This window comes from Gammaproteobacteria bacterium (genome assembly GCA_032250735.1).
GTDB lineage: Bacteria > Pseudomonadota > Gammaproteobacteria > SZUA-152 > SZUA-152 > SZUA-152.
The window spans coordinates 12,711-27,042 of the sequence record JAVVEP010000019.1; the positions used below are offsets into that span (position 1 = coordinate 12,711).

Below are 14,332 nucleotides of genomic sequence, written 5' to 3' on the forward strand. Positions count from 1 at the left end.
CTATTTCGGTTCCGCCGGTTTCTCAGCGTCGGCAGCCAGCATATCGCCCACCGAATAACGCTCATAGTCCGGCGGCAGATCAAAGGCACCTTCCGAGGCCTGCAGGTTTTCACGATAGTCTTTCAGGAAACGCCGGTAGCCGTGCCGGTCCCATTCGCGGATCGGCAGGCCATGATCCATATGCTGGGTGGCGTGAAAGATATTGACCGACAGATCACAGGCGTCGAGTAATGACTTGGGTGTGAGGTGCACCGTGGTCGCGTGCTCACCAGCCAGCACCTCGCGAAATTCGCGCATGGCCGCTACCACGTCCGGCATGAACGCTTTGGGCATCACCACCGCGTCATAACAGTGTTCGCCATTCGCCGTGTACAGGTAATGCGTGGCCTGCTGACCATTAATTTTGGGGATCGCGCCAGAGGGTTGCGACTCTTCCTGGTAATCCAGTTCGATGGGCGAGGCGACATTCACCGGCTTATCCTTGATCACCAGGATGGTTTTATCTTCTGCGGTGACGTTATAAATGGTCCTCTCGCTGCGATTAAACAGCATATAGTCGGCGGGTGAGCGATTGTCGGACATGTGCAGATAACCCTCGTTGACGAATATCCGGGTGGTAAAGGTGGCATCACCACCCTCGCTCTCCACCATGATCAGCAGGTTACCCGGCATGGCCTTTAGCTCTTCAGCCGTTTTTGGCGGGGCGCTCTGCAGGGTGCTACACGCCGCCAGCGTGACCAGCAGGCCCGCTGCAACTCCCCGCATACTCCGCCTCACCAATATCGTCGCTGCCGTCTTGTCTCGCTGCACACATTTCACCATTGCTTTTCCTTTACGCTTTTGCTTTTGCTTTTGCTTTTGCTTTTTAGTTAACAGATATCTGCCCATCAATTCCCTTCCAGAAAGGCCAGTTCATTTTCGCTGAAGCCGGCGGCGAGCCGGGCATCACGGTGCAACGGCCCGGAGGCGCGCCCCCTGCCCACACCCCCCATATATGCCTCATAGAGACCCCGAAAGGTCGCCTCGGGTTCCAGACCGCGGGCGGCGCAGAGATAATGAAACCAGCGGGTGCCGATTTCCACATGCCCCACCTCATCCCGCAGGATGATCTCCAGCACCGCCACCGCCGCCTGATCGCCGTGATCGGAGAGTTTTTTCATGATGCCTGGGGTGACGTCCAAACCCCGCGCCTCCAGCACGCGAGGCACCAGGGCCATGCGCACCAGGGGGTCGTCTGCGGTCTTCTGCGCCATCTCCCACAGGCCATCGTGGGCATCAAAATCCCCGTAATCATACCCCAGGGTGTAGAGATGATCGCGCATCAACTGAAAATGATAGGCCTCCTCATCCGCCACGCGCATCCAGTCGTCGTAATAGGCCGCCGGCATGTCACGAAAACGGTACACCGCATCCAGGGCCAGATTGATGGCATTGAACTCGATATGGGCAATCGCATGGATCAGCGCCGCGTGGCCCTCGGGCGTGTGCAGGCTGCGACGGTGGAGCCGCTTTGGCGCCACCAGAGCGGGTTTTGCGGGTCGCCCCGGCGTACCGATCGGCTCGGGATCACCTCCCAAAACCAGGGGTATCTTCCCCGCCCGCCACTGCCGCGCAGCGGCACGGGTTTCAGATGCCTTTTCCTGCGCATCACAGCGCGCCAAACACCGCCAGACCGTCCCCATTAAGCCCATAGCACCTCGCCCACCCCATGAATCAACCCTGACACACTCCCGCGGGAGACCGCCCCAATCCACAACCGTCGGATTATCTTACGCCCTGAAACCATAATAGGTTATTGATTATATAGAAATAATGATCCAGACGCTGAGGCGATCCCCTTGCGCCCAGACAGAAACCCACGCTTTCATCCTCACGCGCTGTCGATTTTCTTTACATCGCACTGATCCATATCCCGAAGACCATCAATAAACACTTTAATTTCAATCAATTATTGATTTTGGCCCGATACCTGCTTACGGCCTGGAAGCGACAGTCGATTTTATAGGGTTTTACCTGAGGTAGTTGTAATGAAAAAGATAGTGATGAAAAAGTTATTGGTATTACTAGCACTGCTCATTCCCGCCTATGCCGGCGCGACGGTCATTTCGTACGACCTGAATGTGGAATTTAGTGGCGCCTATGCACCCGGGGGCGCCACACCCTGGGCCACCGTGGTGTTCGATGACGAAGACAGCGCAGGCACGGTCAGACTGACCCTGACCACGGTCAATCTGTTGCCAGGTGAACATATCAAGAACCTGTTCTTTAACATGGAACCCTATTCCGCATGGTCAAGCATTGGGCCCTTTTTGAATGCCAGCCTCGATACTAACGAAAATGCCCACAAGGCCGATGGTGTCGGCGGCTGGTTCGATTTTAAATTTGATTTCATCAATAGTCTGCAGCAGGGCGATAGCTTTAGCACGCTGATCACCGGCACCGGTATCACTGCGACCAACTTTGCCTATGGCAGCCACAATAACAATGGCGCCTACGATTACCATGTGGCGGCACACATTGGCGGCATTGGCACTGACAACGAGTTCAGTGGCTGGGTCACCGCGAGCGGCGATACCACCACCGTGCCAGAACCTGCCTCGCTGGCGCTGATGGGCCTCGGTCTGCTCGGCATGGGTGCCGCAACGCGCCGCCGCAGACAGGCATAAACCGGACGGTTGGTCACCAAAAAGGCGCCCTTCTCACAGGGCGCCTTTTTTATTGCGTGCGATTTATCGCCTACGTTCTACTGAGCGCATTGTATTGCACGCAACTTTCGCCTCCGGCACGCCCCAGCCTTTTCATCCTTCCCGTTCGTAATCGGCCAATCTTACCGGCTGTCGCCGGGGCCCCCAGTCACCGGGCGGGCCGTCGAACACCCCTGCGCAGGCGGTGCCACAGGCGGTACAGTGACCGTCATCGGTCAGGTGCCACTCGGATAACACGTACCAGTCTCGGCCGATCACCTTCGTGCCACAGTGGTGGCAGTAGGTACTCTCTCCCTTCGCATCATGCACGTTGCCGGTGTAGGCATAACGCACGCCATTGTTGAGCGCAATCTCGCGGGCATGCACCAGGGTCTCCAGGGAGGTCGGCGGGACGTCCTGCATCTTCCAGTCCGGGTGAAAGGCGGTGAAGTGCATGGGGACATCGGGGCCCAGTTCCTTGACCACCCACTTCGTCATCGCGTCGATCTCGGCGTCGGCGTCGTTATAGCCCGGGATCAACAGGGTGGTGGTCTCCAGCCAGACAGCGGTTTGGTGTTTGATGTATTGGAGGGTATCCAGCACGGGCTGCAGGTGGCCGCCAGTGACCTTGTGATAAAAGTCCTCGGTGAAGGCCTTGAGATCCACATTGGCAGCATCCATATGTTCGAAAAACTCGACCCGCGGCTCCTCGCAGATATAGCCGGCCGTCACCGCCACGTTTTTGATCCCCAGCTTGCGACATTCCCTGGCCACATCCACGGCATATTCCAGAAAGATCACCGGGTCGTTATAGGTATAGGCGATGCTGCGACAACCCAGCTCCTTGGCCGCCCGGGCCAGGGTTTGCGGCGCGGCACTATCCGCCAGGGTGTCCATCTCGCGGGATTTGCTCATGTCCCAGTTCTGGCAGTACTTGCAGGCCAGGTTGCAGCCGGCGGTGCCGAATGACAGTACCGACGTGCCCGGCAAAAAGTGGTTGAGCGGCTTTTTTTCGATGGGATCGATACAAAAGCCGCTGGAGCGGCCGTAGGTGGTGAGTACTATCTGGTCACCCTGCCGGGCCCGCACAAAACAGAGCCCCTGCTGGTTGTCATGTAATTTGCAGAACCGCGGACAGAGATCACACTGCAGTCGGCCATCGTCCAGCCGGTGCCAGTAGCGGGCCGGCACCACGGTGGCGGATAAGGCTGCTGAGTGTTTTGCCGCGGTCATGTGGGATTCCTTTTCACTTAAATCATTCTCAAAATGTCATTTGGGTTGCCTACACGGTTACTTGAGATCACCGAGGCCAGCCTATACTTCAGTATAGTAAAGGGGAGAAGAAGACATGACGCCTGTCCACACCGCCGCGCAGACTACCATTCGACCACCCGCCGTGGCCGGTATGTTCTATCCCGCTGATCGCCAGCAGTTGCATGACGATGTGACCGATTATCTGGCATCGGCCGTCGCTACGCGCCCCAATGCGCCGGTACCCAAGGCGATTATCGCGCCGCACGCCGGTTATGTTTACTCCGGCCCGGTGGCCGCCAGCGCCTACGCGCGTCTGCTGCCGGCGCGGGATCGCATCCATCGGGTGATCCTGCTCGGCCCCTCGCACCGGGTGCCGTTTCGGGGCCTGGCCAGCAGCAGTGCCGACGCCTTCACCACCCCGCTGGGGCAGATTCGTCTGGATCGCGCCGCCATCGACAGCCTGGCCGACCTCCCCCAGGTACAACGTCTGGACGCGGCTCATGCCCAGGAACACAGCCTGGAGGTGCATCTACCGTTTTTGCAGGAGGTGCTGGATGACTTTCAGCTGGTACCGCTGGTGGTGGGTGACGCCAGCCCCGCCGAGGTCGCCGCCGTACTGGAGCGGCTCTGGGGCGGGCCGGAGACGCTCATCGTGATCAGCTCCGACCTCAGCCACTACCACGATTACACCACCGCCAGGCGCCTGGATCGCCACACCTCCAATGCCATCGAGGGGCTACGGGCAGAGGCGGTGCATTCGGAAGATGCCTGCGGCTGCGTGCCGGTCGCCGGCCTGCTGTATCTGGCCCGCGAGCACGGCCTGCAGGCCAGCACCATTGATCTGCGCAATTCCGGCGACACCGCCGGCCCCCGGGATCGGGTGGTGGGATACGGCGCCTATGTCTTTAACTGATCCCTACTTCGCTACTAGCACCAGTACGACTGGCAGTAGTGACGCAAAACCCACCGGCCTCTGTGAGGAAGAACATATTCTGCTACATCAGGTCGCCCGCAAGGCGGTGGAACAGGGGCTGCGCCAGGGCGGGCACCTGGTCGTCGACACTCCCTACTACCCCCGCCCGCTGAGAGAACCGGGCGCGAGTTTTGTCACCCTCAAACAACACGGTGAGCTGCGCGGCTGCATCGGTTCGCTGGAGGCGCGCCGCCCGCTGGTAGAGGATGTCGCCTACAACGCCTATGCGGCGGCCTTTGCCGACCCGCGCTTCCCCCCGCTCACCGAACAGGACTTTTCGGAGGTGGATATTCAGCTGTCGGTATTGAGTCGGGCCGAGCCGATACAATTCGATGGTGAGGCGGATCTGCTGCGCCAGTTACGACCGGGGATTGACGGGTTGATACTGGAAGACGGGCGGCATCGGGGCACCTTTCTGCCCGCGGTGTGGGAATCCCTGCCCCAACCGGCAGCCTTTTTACAACATCTAAAAATGAAGGCGGGATTGCCGGCGGATTACTGGTCGGACACCCTTAAGGTTTCACGCTATACCACGGAGTCCTTCTGATACGGCAATAAATCATTTCGTAAACCGTATCGTAACCCGCACCGCCAAACTACTTATCGCACTTGCCCACCGAACCCCGGGCGCAGATACGCCCATCCAGCCAGATGGCCTGGTCCAGGATGGCCCCAGTCAGATTGGCCGTGTCCAGCGTGGCGCCCTGTAGATCGGCGTTCGTCAGATTGGCATGACTGAGATTGGCGTTGCGCAGATCCGCCTTCTGGAGAATCGCGTAGGCGAGATTGGCGCCGGACAGGTCGGCGCTGGCCAGATTGGCGTTACGCAGGTTGGTTCCCAGCATCGTCACCTGGTGCAGCTCGGCCCCCGAAAGATTGGCTCCCACCAGACTGGTGTAGGCGATATCGGCGGCGGACAAATGCGCCCCGCGCAGATCGGCGCCGGCCATGTTGGCATTACGCAGCTGCGCGCCGCGCAGATCGGCGGTCACCAGTTTCACGCCCTCCATCAGGCAGTTATTCCAGTTCACCCAGGGCTGGGGGACGGCGTTGCAATCGGTGGTTTCCTGATTCTGCCAGGGCTGGAAGTACCAGGCGGCCACAATCACACTGGTGAGAAACAGGGTCGACACGACCCCGCGCAGAAAATAGTGCTGTTTGCGTTGCAGGGCGGCCTCGGCAATGGCGGTCTTGATCTCGCGGTGGCGAATCATCGCCTCCTCTTCCGACTGCCGTCGGCCCGGGTCATTGGCCCGGCGCTCCTGTTTCGGCTGCCCCGGTTCATCCCGATCCCGCCTGTCCCGGGCGTTACGCTCATCCTCCCGCATGCGGGCGATCTTCAGGCGTTCCGCCGCCTCCGGGTCGTGCAGGTCGGCCTTCAGTTCCTCCGGCAACAGGATGGGGATCTCCGTCACCTTCTGCCAGTGGCGCTGATCCGTGCTCAGCTCATCGCTGTCCTGGATTCGTCCCAGCAGGATAAATCGCGAAATCTGTGGCGCCGGAAATGGCCCGCGAATTTGATCGCCACGGCGGGTGTACCAGCGTTGTTTTATCTGCATTCGTGTTCCTAGTGGCTGTCCGCCGCTGCCATCAATGATCGATTGGCCTGGATGATTCGGCCTGGGAGCCGGTTGGATTCAGGGTCACTCACCGCACGTACCGCTGTTGCGGCCCCGCCTTCTGAGGGCGGCCGGATCCCATAGAGATGTTCGGCCGTTTGGGCAAAAATTTTAGCGGCATCTTTACCCTTTCGACGGAAAATCCCGTATGTTATGAAAAATCGATGACCCCGACCGATGACCCCGAAACAGGTTATCCCACGATCAGGACTGAATGGACATCTCCGGTATCCAGAACACGCTCAAGCTGGATCTGCTCGCCAGATCCCCACAGGCCGTGGTGGATGCCTGGAAGGTCGGTCAACTGGTCACGGCAACGGCGGTAACGACCCCCAGGCATGGACAGGCGACCCTCACCATCGGCGGTGCCCTGGTCAGCGCACAACTGCCCGCGCAGACCCCGTTCGGGCTGACGCCGGGGCAGCCCCTGCAACTGGAGGTCAGCCGACTCGCGGAGCTGACGGTGTTACGGCTCATCACGCAGACCGCCAACGCGGGCCGACCCGAGGCGGCGGCGCCGATCACCATCAGCCTGCTGCCGCAGCCCGGCTTGATCCGACAATTGACGCCGGGCCAGCAATTGATGGCCCGCTTGCAGATCCCGCTCGAGCAACAGCCCACCCGCGCCATACTGGAGTGGGCTGGCAATCGTATCGCCGTGCAACTGTCGCAGGCCTTACCCGCCACAGTCAACCAGCCACTGAAACTGGAAGTCCTCCACCCGGGGGCCATCGCCGCGCTGAAGATACTCACCCCCGCCACTACCGCCAGCGACAGCATTCCCCAGGCATTACGCGCCACCCTGCCGCGTCAGGCCCCGCTGCCGCCGCTGCTGTCCAATCTGGCGCTCATCGCCGGCGACGGCCGTTACTCCTTCCTGCCCAACGCTCCCCGACCGGCTCCCGCCTTGCCCCCGGCCGTGGTGGAACTGAGCCGCGCCATCATCGAGCGCCTGCCGCAGCCGGCGACACTGGGTACCGCGGATGGCGTCAGGCAGGCGGTGGCCCAGTCCGGGCTGTTTCTGGAGGCCCGACTGGCGCAGGCCCTGCAGCAGTCGCCGCAGCAGAACCTGAACCCCCTCGCGGCCGCGATCCCAATCGATTTCAAGGGCGGACTGCTCGGCCTGTTGGTGACCCTGCTAGGCCTCATAAAATCCAGCCCGGCGACGCCGACGCCTGCCACACCGCCGATACCCACCCACGCCCCGTCGGCAGCTCCGGCCGCAGGCCAGGCCACCCTGAACCCGTCCATGGGCCTGCAACAGGCATTGGCGGAACTGCTGCGCAGCGTGGAAAGTGGCGTCGCCCGATTGCAGCTCAACCAACTGGTCTCCAGCGCCCCGGAGGAAGAGGGAAAACGGAGCTGGGTGCTGGAACTGCCCGTCCGTGGCGAGGGGCACATCGACCTGATCCGGTTGTGCATTGATCAACAGCGCCCACCACAGGGCAAAAAGGACACCGCTTTCTGGACAGTCACCCTGTCACTCAGCCCCAAAGGGCTGGGACCCGTGCAGGTCCGTGTCAGTCTGGTGAAGGGGACTATCCACACCCGCTTCTGGTCGGAAAATCCGCACACCAGCGACTTCATCCGCGATCACCTGCCGCTGCTGAAACAGCGGTATCGCGAGGTCGGACTCAGCATCGGCCAACTCCAGGCGCACCAGGGCAAGGCCCCCGGTCCCAGCTCGGCTGATGATTATCTGCACCCCGCACTGCTGGATGAACAGGCATGAACGAGCCGCACGACACCCCCACCACCGCCGTTGCCCTGCACTATGACGGCAAGAATGCGCCGCAGATCACGGCCAAAGGCACGGGTGAACTCGCCGAAAGGATCATTGCCCTGGCGAAGCAGCATGGCATCCCCCTGCAGCAGGATGCGGCGCTGATTGGGCTGTTATCGAAACTGGATCTGGGTGACGAAATCCCCCAGCCACTGTACACCGCGGTGGCCGAGGTGATTGCCTTCGCCTATATCCTGAGCGGCAAGCGGCCGGAGGGATTTGAGCCAACGCCCGACGCGCCGGAATAAAATCGGGGAGCTCGGATGATCGGAGAAACTAGGAGGCCTTCTTGATACGCTCCGCCAGGGCCACCAGCTCGGCCTCGCCACGGGCGATACCGCAGTCGGCCATCACCTCTTCCAGCTCCGCACCCTTGTGCATCATCTTCCTGGCCTGGCGGTAACTCTGCGAACCCGAGGCATTCATCTCCAACTGATCCTGACGCTGTCCCAGGCGATGGGTACGCTGTTCCATATGCGCCAGATGCTCCCCCAGCTTAACGGCACCGGCGCAGACGGCACGGATATCGGATTGCAGGGTAGTGATGGTGGTTTGCTGCTGTTCCAGCAGTGAGCGCAAGCGGGCGTGTTTTGAAAAGGCCATCAACAGGGTCACTAGCGCCGTGACCAGTGCGGCTATGGCAATTACTTCAAAGGAGATGTTCATCATGGTATTACCTTTCTTCGTCAGTCAGCGGGTTATTCACTGCACACGCCAGTTACCTTCAGCGCCGGTACTCAGGCATATTCATCAATACCGGGTCGGTCATCATCTTTGTTCGGTTTTTTGGGTACGGGAGGTTTGGGCTGTCGTTTGGGCTGCTGCTTATCGGACGGCACGGAATGAGGCTTTGGCAACGGCTGGCTGATGCCAACGGGGGGTATGAGTGTCGAGTCCGCCATTCGCCCTCTCCTTTTTCGCGAAGATCACCCTGCCCATCTCAGAGCAGCATATCCGCCCATTCTTCATCACTGAGCAGTTTGTTCAGGTCCACCAGGATCAGCAGCTCGCTATCGTGGCTCGCCACCCCCTGGATAAACTTGGAACTCTCTTCCGTGCCCACATTGGGCGCGGTCTCGATTTCAGAGGCCTTCAGATCCACCACCTCGGCAACGCTGTCCACCAGGATGCCCACCACCTGCTCGTCGGATTCAATGATCACAATCCGGGTCGAGTCATCCAGCTCCGCCGGATTCAGACCAAACCGACTGCGGGTATTGATCACTGTCACCACATTGCCGCGCAGATTGATGATGCCCATCACATAGCTGGGGGCGCCGGGCACCGGCGCAATCTCGGTGACCCGCAACACCTCCTGCACCTGCATCACATTGATGCCGTATTTTTCATTCTCCAGCCGAAACGTGACCCAGCGGAGGTTTTCATCATCGGACTTTTTATTGGTGTTAGTTGCTGTCGTACCCATTATGGCTTCCACCTTACAAGTTAAATTTCCGTCACGCCTGGCCCTGAAACAGGTCCCTATACCCGTTGCATAGCAGTCACGTGTCAATTCATTGTCGTTTCGCGATCAACGACGGCCACTGGTTGCGCGTTGTGAAGATAAATGCAGGATTCATACCACCCTGCCAGATCACCTGCCAGAGTCTGTGCTAAGCACCCTTCAGGCCGGCGCGCAGCTGCACGCACAGCTGCTCCATCTCTAACAGGGCGCACATCCGATCAATCACCGTGCCCGCCAGCCACGGGCGACGCTGCTGGCTGCCGCGCCAGCGCACAGCCGCGCGATCCAGGGTGAGGACCTCGGAGATGCTGTCGGCGGCCAGGCCAAATTTTCCACCGGCTATCAGCACCAGATATTTGACCCGCTCATGGGCGGGCGGCAGCGCCGCACGGCGCTCATCCGGCATGATGATCTCCGCGATATCCACCACCTGGACGTTTTGCCCCCGATGCGGCAACAGGCCCAGCACCCAGGGGGCATAGCCGGGCAGCTCGGTGATGGTCTCCTTCAATTCCACGATGCCGTCCAGCGCCTCCAGTGGCGCCGCCAGGGTCACGCCCGCCACCTGAAAGCTGAGACACTGAAAGCGACCCTGCGCCCAGTCCGGATAGCTAACGTCCTCCGGCTCGGCCACAGTGGAGCTAGCGTCGCACGGATGATCTGCCGCCGCACTCCCGGCAAGCGCCGGCGCTGGGCCTGGATCCGGCTGCGACACAGGCACCACCGTGGCCGCCAGGGCTTCGGTCATCACCGCGCCCGGAGCCCGCGCCGCGTCTTCCGCGGCGACCACAGCAGAGGCCTCACACAGCAGGGCATCCAGATACACCCGTAAGGCGCGGCTCGGTTCGTCCAGGGTGTAGGTTTCGAACGGCTGTTTTTTCATCGTGGATTTCAGTGTGAGTTTCAGTATGAAAAGGAATCGTCTTACCGAGTGGCCATAGCCATCGGCAGATGCCCCTGTATCGCAGGTTCCAATAGATCGTTGAGCAATTCCGCATACGCCAGCGAGCCGCGATCGTTCGGTGACTTGATGGTCAGCGGCACGCCCAGTCGGCTGGCCTCACGAAACTGGGTGTCGACAGGAATCACCGAGCGCCACAGGGAGGTCGCGTGGCGCTCGCGCAGCAGGCGCAGCGTGGAAACAGACGCGCGGGTGCGGCGATCAAACATGGTCGGCAAAATCGTGTACTCGGGCACCCGGTGATTGGCGCGGCCGATCATGCTCAGGGTGCGCAGCATACGTTCCAGCCCCTTCACCGCGAGAAACTCGGTCTGTACGGGAATGATCAGATGCTCACAGGCGGCCAGGGCATTCACCATCAGCACGCCGAGCAAGGGGGGGCAGTCGATCAGCGCATAGTCATATTCGGCAGACAGGGCCGCCAATGCCTGTTGCACCACCAGACCCATTCCATTCGAGGTACCCAACTGCCGGTCCAGCGTCGCCAGCGCCGTAGAGGCCGGCATCAGGGACAGGTTTTCATAGTCGGTACGATGTATCAGATTCTGCAGCGGAACCGTCACCGGCGACTGTTTATTCTGAAACAACCGATACAGGCTGTTTTCGATGTGATCCGGGTCCAGCCTGAAATAGGAAGACATTGAACCATGCGGATCCATGTCCAGCAGCAGGGTGCGATAACCCCGCGCCGCCAGCAGACCACCCAGACTCACCACCGAGGTGGTTTTTCCGACCCCGCCTTTCTGGTTGGCGACCGCCCAGACCTTCACTCAGGAACCTCCGGGCGATTGGCGTGCCGGGGGCAGGATATTGATCGGCGGATTTATCACTGACACGCCGGGCGTGGATTTTTCCCGCTCAATGCGCCGCTTTGCGGAAACGGTGGCATCCAGTTGTTCCGCGCGACTGGTCCGGCGCGCTATCGCATCCGATAGGACAACAATCTTGACACGACGGTTTTCACGCCGACCCTTGGCGGTAGTGTTATCAGCCACAGGCTTGAATTCCGCATATCCAACCGCCGACATTCTCTGGGGCTTCACCCCGTTTTGCGCGAACAGGTGAACAACGCTGGCGGCTCGCGCTGCGGACAACTCCCAGTTAGAGGGGAACTCGTCAGTACTAATGGGAATGTCGTCGGTAAATCCCTCGACCTGCACCTGGTTGTTAATGTCGCTGATGATGGTCGCGACCTTGCGCAGCACAGGCACAGCCTGCGATTCAAGCTGCGCCTTGCCACTGGCGTAGAGGATACTGGAGTTGATCTCGATCTCGATCCACAGATCATTTTTGGTAACCTTCACCAGTTCCTTGTCAATCAGCGGCGCAAGGCCTTTTTCGACAAGGGAGGAGATCTTTTTAAGAGTAACCTTATCCTCCTCGCTGGCATCCACGCCGCCATAGGCAGAGGGATTGAGATTTTGCGCACTCTCCGCGGTATCCGAACTGGAGCGTACCGGGCGCGAAACGATAGGGGCCTTTAACGGGTTATTAAATTTAATCGGCAGGCCACGCTCCGATGGATCGAAGGCGGATGAGATGGAGTCGGAAAGGACGCGATATTTACCCTCATTCACCGAGGATATCGAGTACATAACCACAAAAAAGGCGAACAACAGGGTGATGAAATCGGCATAGGACACCAGCCATCTTTCATGGTTTACATGTTCCTCTTTTTTCTTTTTTCTGGCCATAACTAACTACCACCGTCGTAGAGGAATCCGTTGCTGGATCAACTCACGAAGCCTCGTAGCTTGGTCTCGATGTTGCGAGGGTTCTCACCCTCGGCAATGGAAATGACGCCTTCCACGATCATCTCGTGCAGCTGTGTCTGGGCATGCACCTGTGATTTCAGTTTTCCCGCGATGGGCAGGAACAGCAGGTTTGCCAGACCGACGCCATAGATAGTGGCGACAAAGGCCGTAGCGATACCGGAACCCAGCTTGGAAGGATCGGCCAGGTTCTGCATCACATGGATCAGCCCCATAACGGCGCCAATAATGCCGATGGTCGGACTGTAGCCACCCATATTCTCAAACACCTTGGCCGCCTCGGTGCCGAAGTGTTCCTTGGCATCCAGTTCCACTTCCATTACGCGGCGAATAATCTCCGGCTCGCTGCCATCCACCAAGAGCTGCAAACCCTTTTGTGCAAAAGGATCGGTTTCGTTCTCAGCGACATCCTCCAGACCCAGCAGCCCTTCCTTTCTGGCGATATTGCTCCACTCCATGATTTTCTGGATCGCCTCTTCGCTGCGCAATTTTGGCGGGAACAGGGTCCACATCATCATCTTTATCGATGACATGAATATGCCGAACGGCGTCTGCAACATCACCGCGCCGACGGTTCCCCCCAATACAATCAGACATGCCGGGCCATTAACCAAGGACCCGATATGCCCGCCTTCCAGGAACTGGCCGCCGAGGATTGCACCAAAGCCGACGATTAATCCAACGAGACTTAAAATATCCATACTAGATACTGTCAGCCAATGACTTGCCAACATTGTCCAGCGGCAAAATCTGATCAGCCAGACCCGCATCGATGACGGCCGCCGGCATTCCATAGACCACGCACGACGCCTCGTCCTGCGCCCATATTCTGGAACCGCCCTGCTTGATCAACCTTGCGCCTTCCCTGCCGTCCGCGCCCATACCGGTGAGCACAATCGCCAACACCACGCCCGGATAATTTTTGGCCACCGAGGTGAAGGTGACATTGACACAGGGTTTGTAATTCTGCCCCGGCTCACTGTCGGTGATCTTCACAAAACCACGACCACCGCGTTTCTCCACGATCATCTGTTGACCGCCTGGCGCCAGTAGTGCCAGACCCGGTTCCAGTTCATCTCCATCCTGTGCCTCGCGCACAGTGATGTCGCATAAACCATTCAGGCGATCGGCGAAGGCCTTGGTGAAACTGCCCGGCATATGCTGGATCAGCAGGATAGGTACCGGAAAATTCGCCGGCAGTTGCTTCAGCACATTCTGCAGGGCCACGGGGCCACCGGTTGAGGTGCCGATGGCAACCAGCTGTATGCTGCCTTTTGGAAAACCCGCCCCGGATGATCTGTGCACCGGGGTTGGACTTGTCGATAACTTTTGCTGACCTGAGGTCAATGCAGCACCCGGCACGGTTCTCGATGGAACGGGACGCGCCGGGGTCGCAGCTGCGGTCGAAAAAGAGGGACGGCGCCGGGTACCCACCGCCCGCACGCGCTCGCATAACAGCCGCCGCGCCTCATCACGATCATTGGAGATATCCTCGAAGCGTTTCGGCAGAAAATCGACGGCGCCCGCCTCCAGCGCATCCAGGGTTGATTTGGCGCCATCGGTGGTCAGCGAGGAAAACATCAGAATGGCGGTGGGACTCGCAGCCATAATCTTGCGGGTCGCGGTAATGCCATCCATGACGGGCATTTCCACATCCATGGTAATCACATCCGGTTTGAGTCGTGATGCCTTGCTGACCGCATCCAGACCATTTTCCGCCGTGTCGATCACCTTGATCTGCGGATCGGACTCCAGCATCTCGGTAACGCGGCGCCGGAAAAATCGCGAGTCATCGACCACCAATACACGCACGGTCATCAG

The 14,332-nt window shown here is 59.6% G+C and carries 16 protein-coding genes; 5 read left to right on the top strand and 11 right to left on the bottom strand.

The features are described from left to right. Both RRB22_11195 and RRB22_11200 read right to left on the bottom strand, forming a co-directional pair. Window positions 1–765 carry a hypothetical protein gene (locus RRB22_11195; protein MDT8384969.1) on the bottom strand — a complete coding sequence of 255 codons (765 nt, stop codon included), beginning with the start codon at window positions 763–765 and terminating at the stop codon, window positions 1–3. Between the two features lie 122 nt (window positions 766–887). After that, the gene (locus RRB22_11200) at window positions 888–1,691 is read right to left on the bottom strand and encodes a ferritin-like domain-containing protein (GenBank protein ID MDT8384970.1); all 804 of its coding nucleotides are present in this window, start codon (window positions 1,689–1,691) and stop codon (window positions 888–890) included. A gap of 336 nt (window positions 1,692–2,027) precedes the next feature. On the opposite strand from RRB22_11200, the gene RRB22_11205 reads away from it, so the two are divergent. Beyond that, a complete protein-coding gene (locus RRB22_11205; GenBank protein ID MDT8384971.1) occupies window positions 2,028–2,666 on the top strand; it encodes a PEP-CTERM sorting domain-containing protein in 639 nt (212 codons plus the stop codon). A 132-nt stretch (window positions 2,667–2,798) separates the two neighbouring features. Here RRB22_11205 and amrS read toward each other — a convergent pair whose 3' ends face one another. Then, complete coding sequence (gene amrS / locus RRB22_11210) at window positions 2,799–3,917, bottom strand: AmmeMemoRadiSam system radical SAM enzyme (protein MDT8384972.1); 1,119 nt, start codon at window positions 3,915–3,917, stop codon at window positions 2,799–2,801. A gap of 115 nt (window positions 3,918–4,032) precedes the next feature. On the opposite strand from amrS, the gene amrB reads away from it, so the two are divergent. Next, a complete protein-coding gene (gene amrB, locus RRB22_11215; protein MDT8384973.1) occupies window positions 4,033–4,851 on the top strand; it encodes an AmmeMemoRadiSam system protein B in 819 nt (272 codons plus the stop codon). Further along, on the top strand, window positions 4,838–5,458 hold the full coding sequence (amrA, locus tag RRB22_11220; GenBank protein MDT8384974.1) for an AmmeMemoRadiSam system protein A: 621 nt from the start codon (window positions 4,838–4,840) through the stop codon (window positions 5,456–5,458). The genes amrB and amrA overlap by 14 nt, the downstream gene beginning before the upstream one ends. Before the next feature lie 49 nt (window positions 5,459–5,507). Here amrA and RRB22_11225 read toward each other — a convergent pair whose 3' ends face one another. Continuing rightward, window positions 5,508–6,470: a pentapeptide repeat-containing protein gene (locus tag RRB22_11225; GenBank protein ID MDT8384975.1), complete on the bottom strand. Its 963-nt coding sequence runs from the start codon at window positions 6,468–6,470 to the stop codon at window positions 5,508–5,510. A gap of 274 nt (window positions 6,471–6,744) precedes the next feature. On the opposite strand from RRB22_11225, the gene RRB22_11230 reads away from it, so the two are divergent. Both RRB22_11230 and RRB22_11235 read left to right on the top strand, forming a co-directional pair. Next, entirely contained in the window at window positions 6,745–8,262 is a 1,518-nt protein-coding gene (locus RRB22_11230) for a flagellar hook-length control protein FliK (protein MDT8384976.1), read from the top strand. Further along, a complete protein-coding gene (locus RRB22_11235) occupies window positions 8,259–8,561 on the top strand; it encodes an EscU/YscU/HrcU family type III secretion system export apparatus switch protein (protein ID MDT8384977.1) in 303 nt (100 codons plus the stop codon). Before RRB22_11230 ends, RRB22_11235 begins: the two co-directional genes overlap by 4 nt. A gap of 28 nt (window positions 8,562–8,589) precedes the next feature. Here the strand turns inward: RRB22_11235 and RRB22_11240 are convergent, their stop codons facing one another. The 7 genes from RRB22_11240 to RRB22_11270 all read right to left on the bottom strand — a co-directional run bounded on the left by RRB22_11240 (window position 8,590) and on the right by RRB22_11270 (window position 14,329). Beyond that, window positions 8,590–8,982: a DUF2802 domain-containing protein gene (locus RRB22_11240; GenBank protein MDT8384978.1), complete on the bottom strand. Its 393-nt coding sequence runs from the start codon at window positions 8,980–8,982 to the stop codon at window positions 8,590–8,592. A gap of 271 nt (window positions 8,983–9,253) precedes the next feature. Then, the gene (locus RRB22_11245) at window positions 9,254–9,739 is read right to left on the bottom strand and encodes a chemotaxis protein CheW (GenBank protein ID MDT8384979.1); all 486 of its coding nucleotides are present in this window, start codon (window positions 9,737–9,739) and stop codon (window positions 9,254–9,256) included. A 187-nt stretch (window positions 9,740–9,926) separates the two neighbouring features. Further along, window positions 9,927–10,661 (bottom strand): chemotaxis protein CheW, encoded by a 735-nt coding sequence (locus RRB22_11250; GenBank protein MDT8384980.1) that lies wholly within the window; start codon window positions 10,659–10,661, stop codon window positions 9,927–9,929. Window positions 10,662–10,702: 41 nt separating this feature from the next. Next, entirely contained in the window at window positions 10,703–11,509 is an 807-nt protein-coding gene (locus RRB22_11255; protein MDT8384981.1) for a ParA family protein, read from the bottom strand. Beyond that, complete coding sequence (gene motD / locus RRB22_11260) at window positions 11,510–12,433, bottom strand: flagellar motor protein MotD (protein MDT8384982.1); 924 nt, start codon at window positions 12,431–12,433, stop codon at window positions 11,510–11,512. It abuts the gene before it with no gap. A 38-nt stretch (window positions 12,434–12,471) separates the two neighbouring features. Then, window positions 12,472–13,212, bottom strand: a complete 741-nt coding sequence (locus tag RRB22_11265) for a flagellar motor protein (protein MDT8384983.1) — start codon at window positions 13,210–13,212, stop codon at window positions 12,472–12,474. 1 nt (window position 13,213) lies between these two features. Further along, window positions 13,214–14,329 carry a chemotaxis response regulator protein-glutamate methylesterase gene (locus RRB22_11270; protein ID MDT8384984.1) on the bottom strand — a complete coding sequence of 372 codons (1,116 nt, stop codon included), beginning with the start codon at window positions 14,327–14,329 and terminating at the stop codon, window positions 13,214–13,216. Window positions 14,330–14,332: the final 3 nt, after the last annotated feature.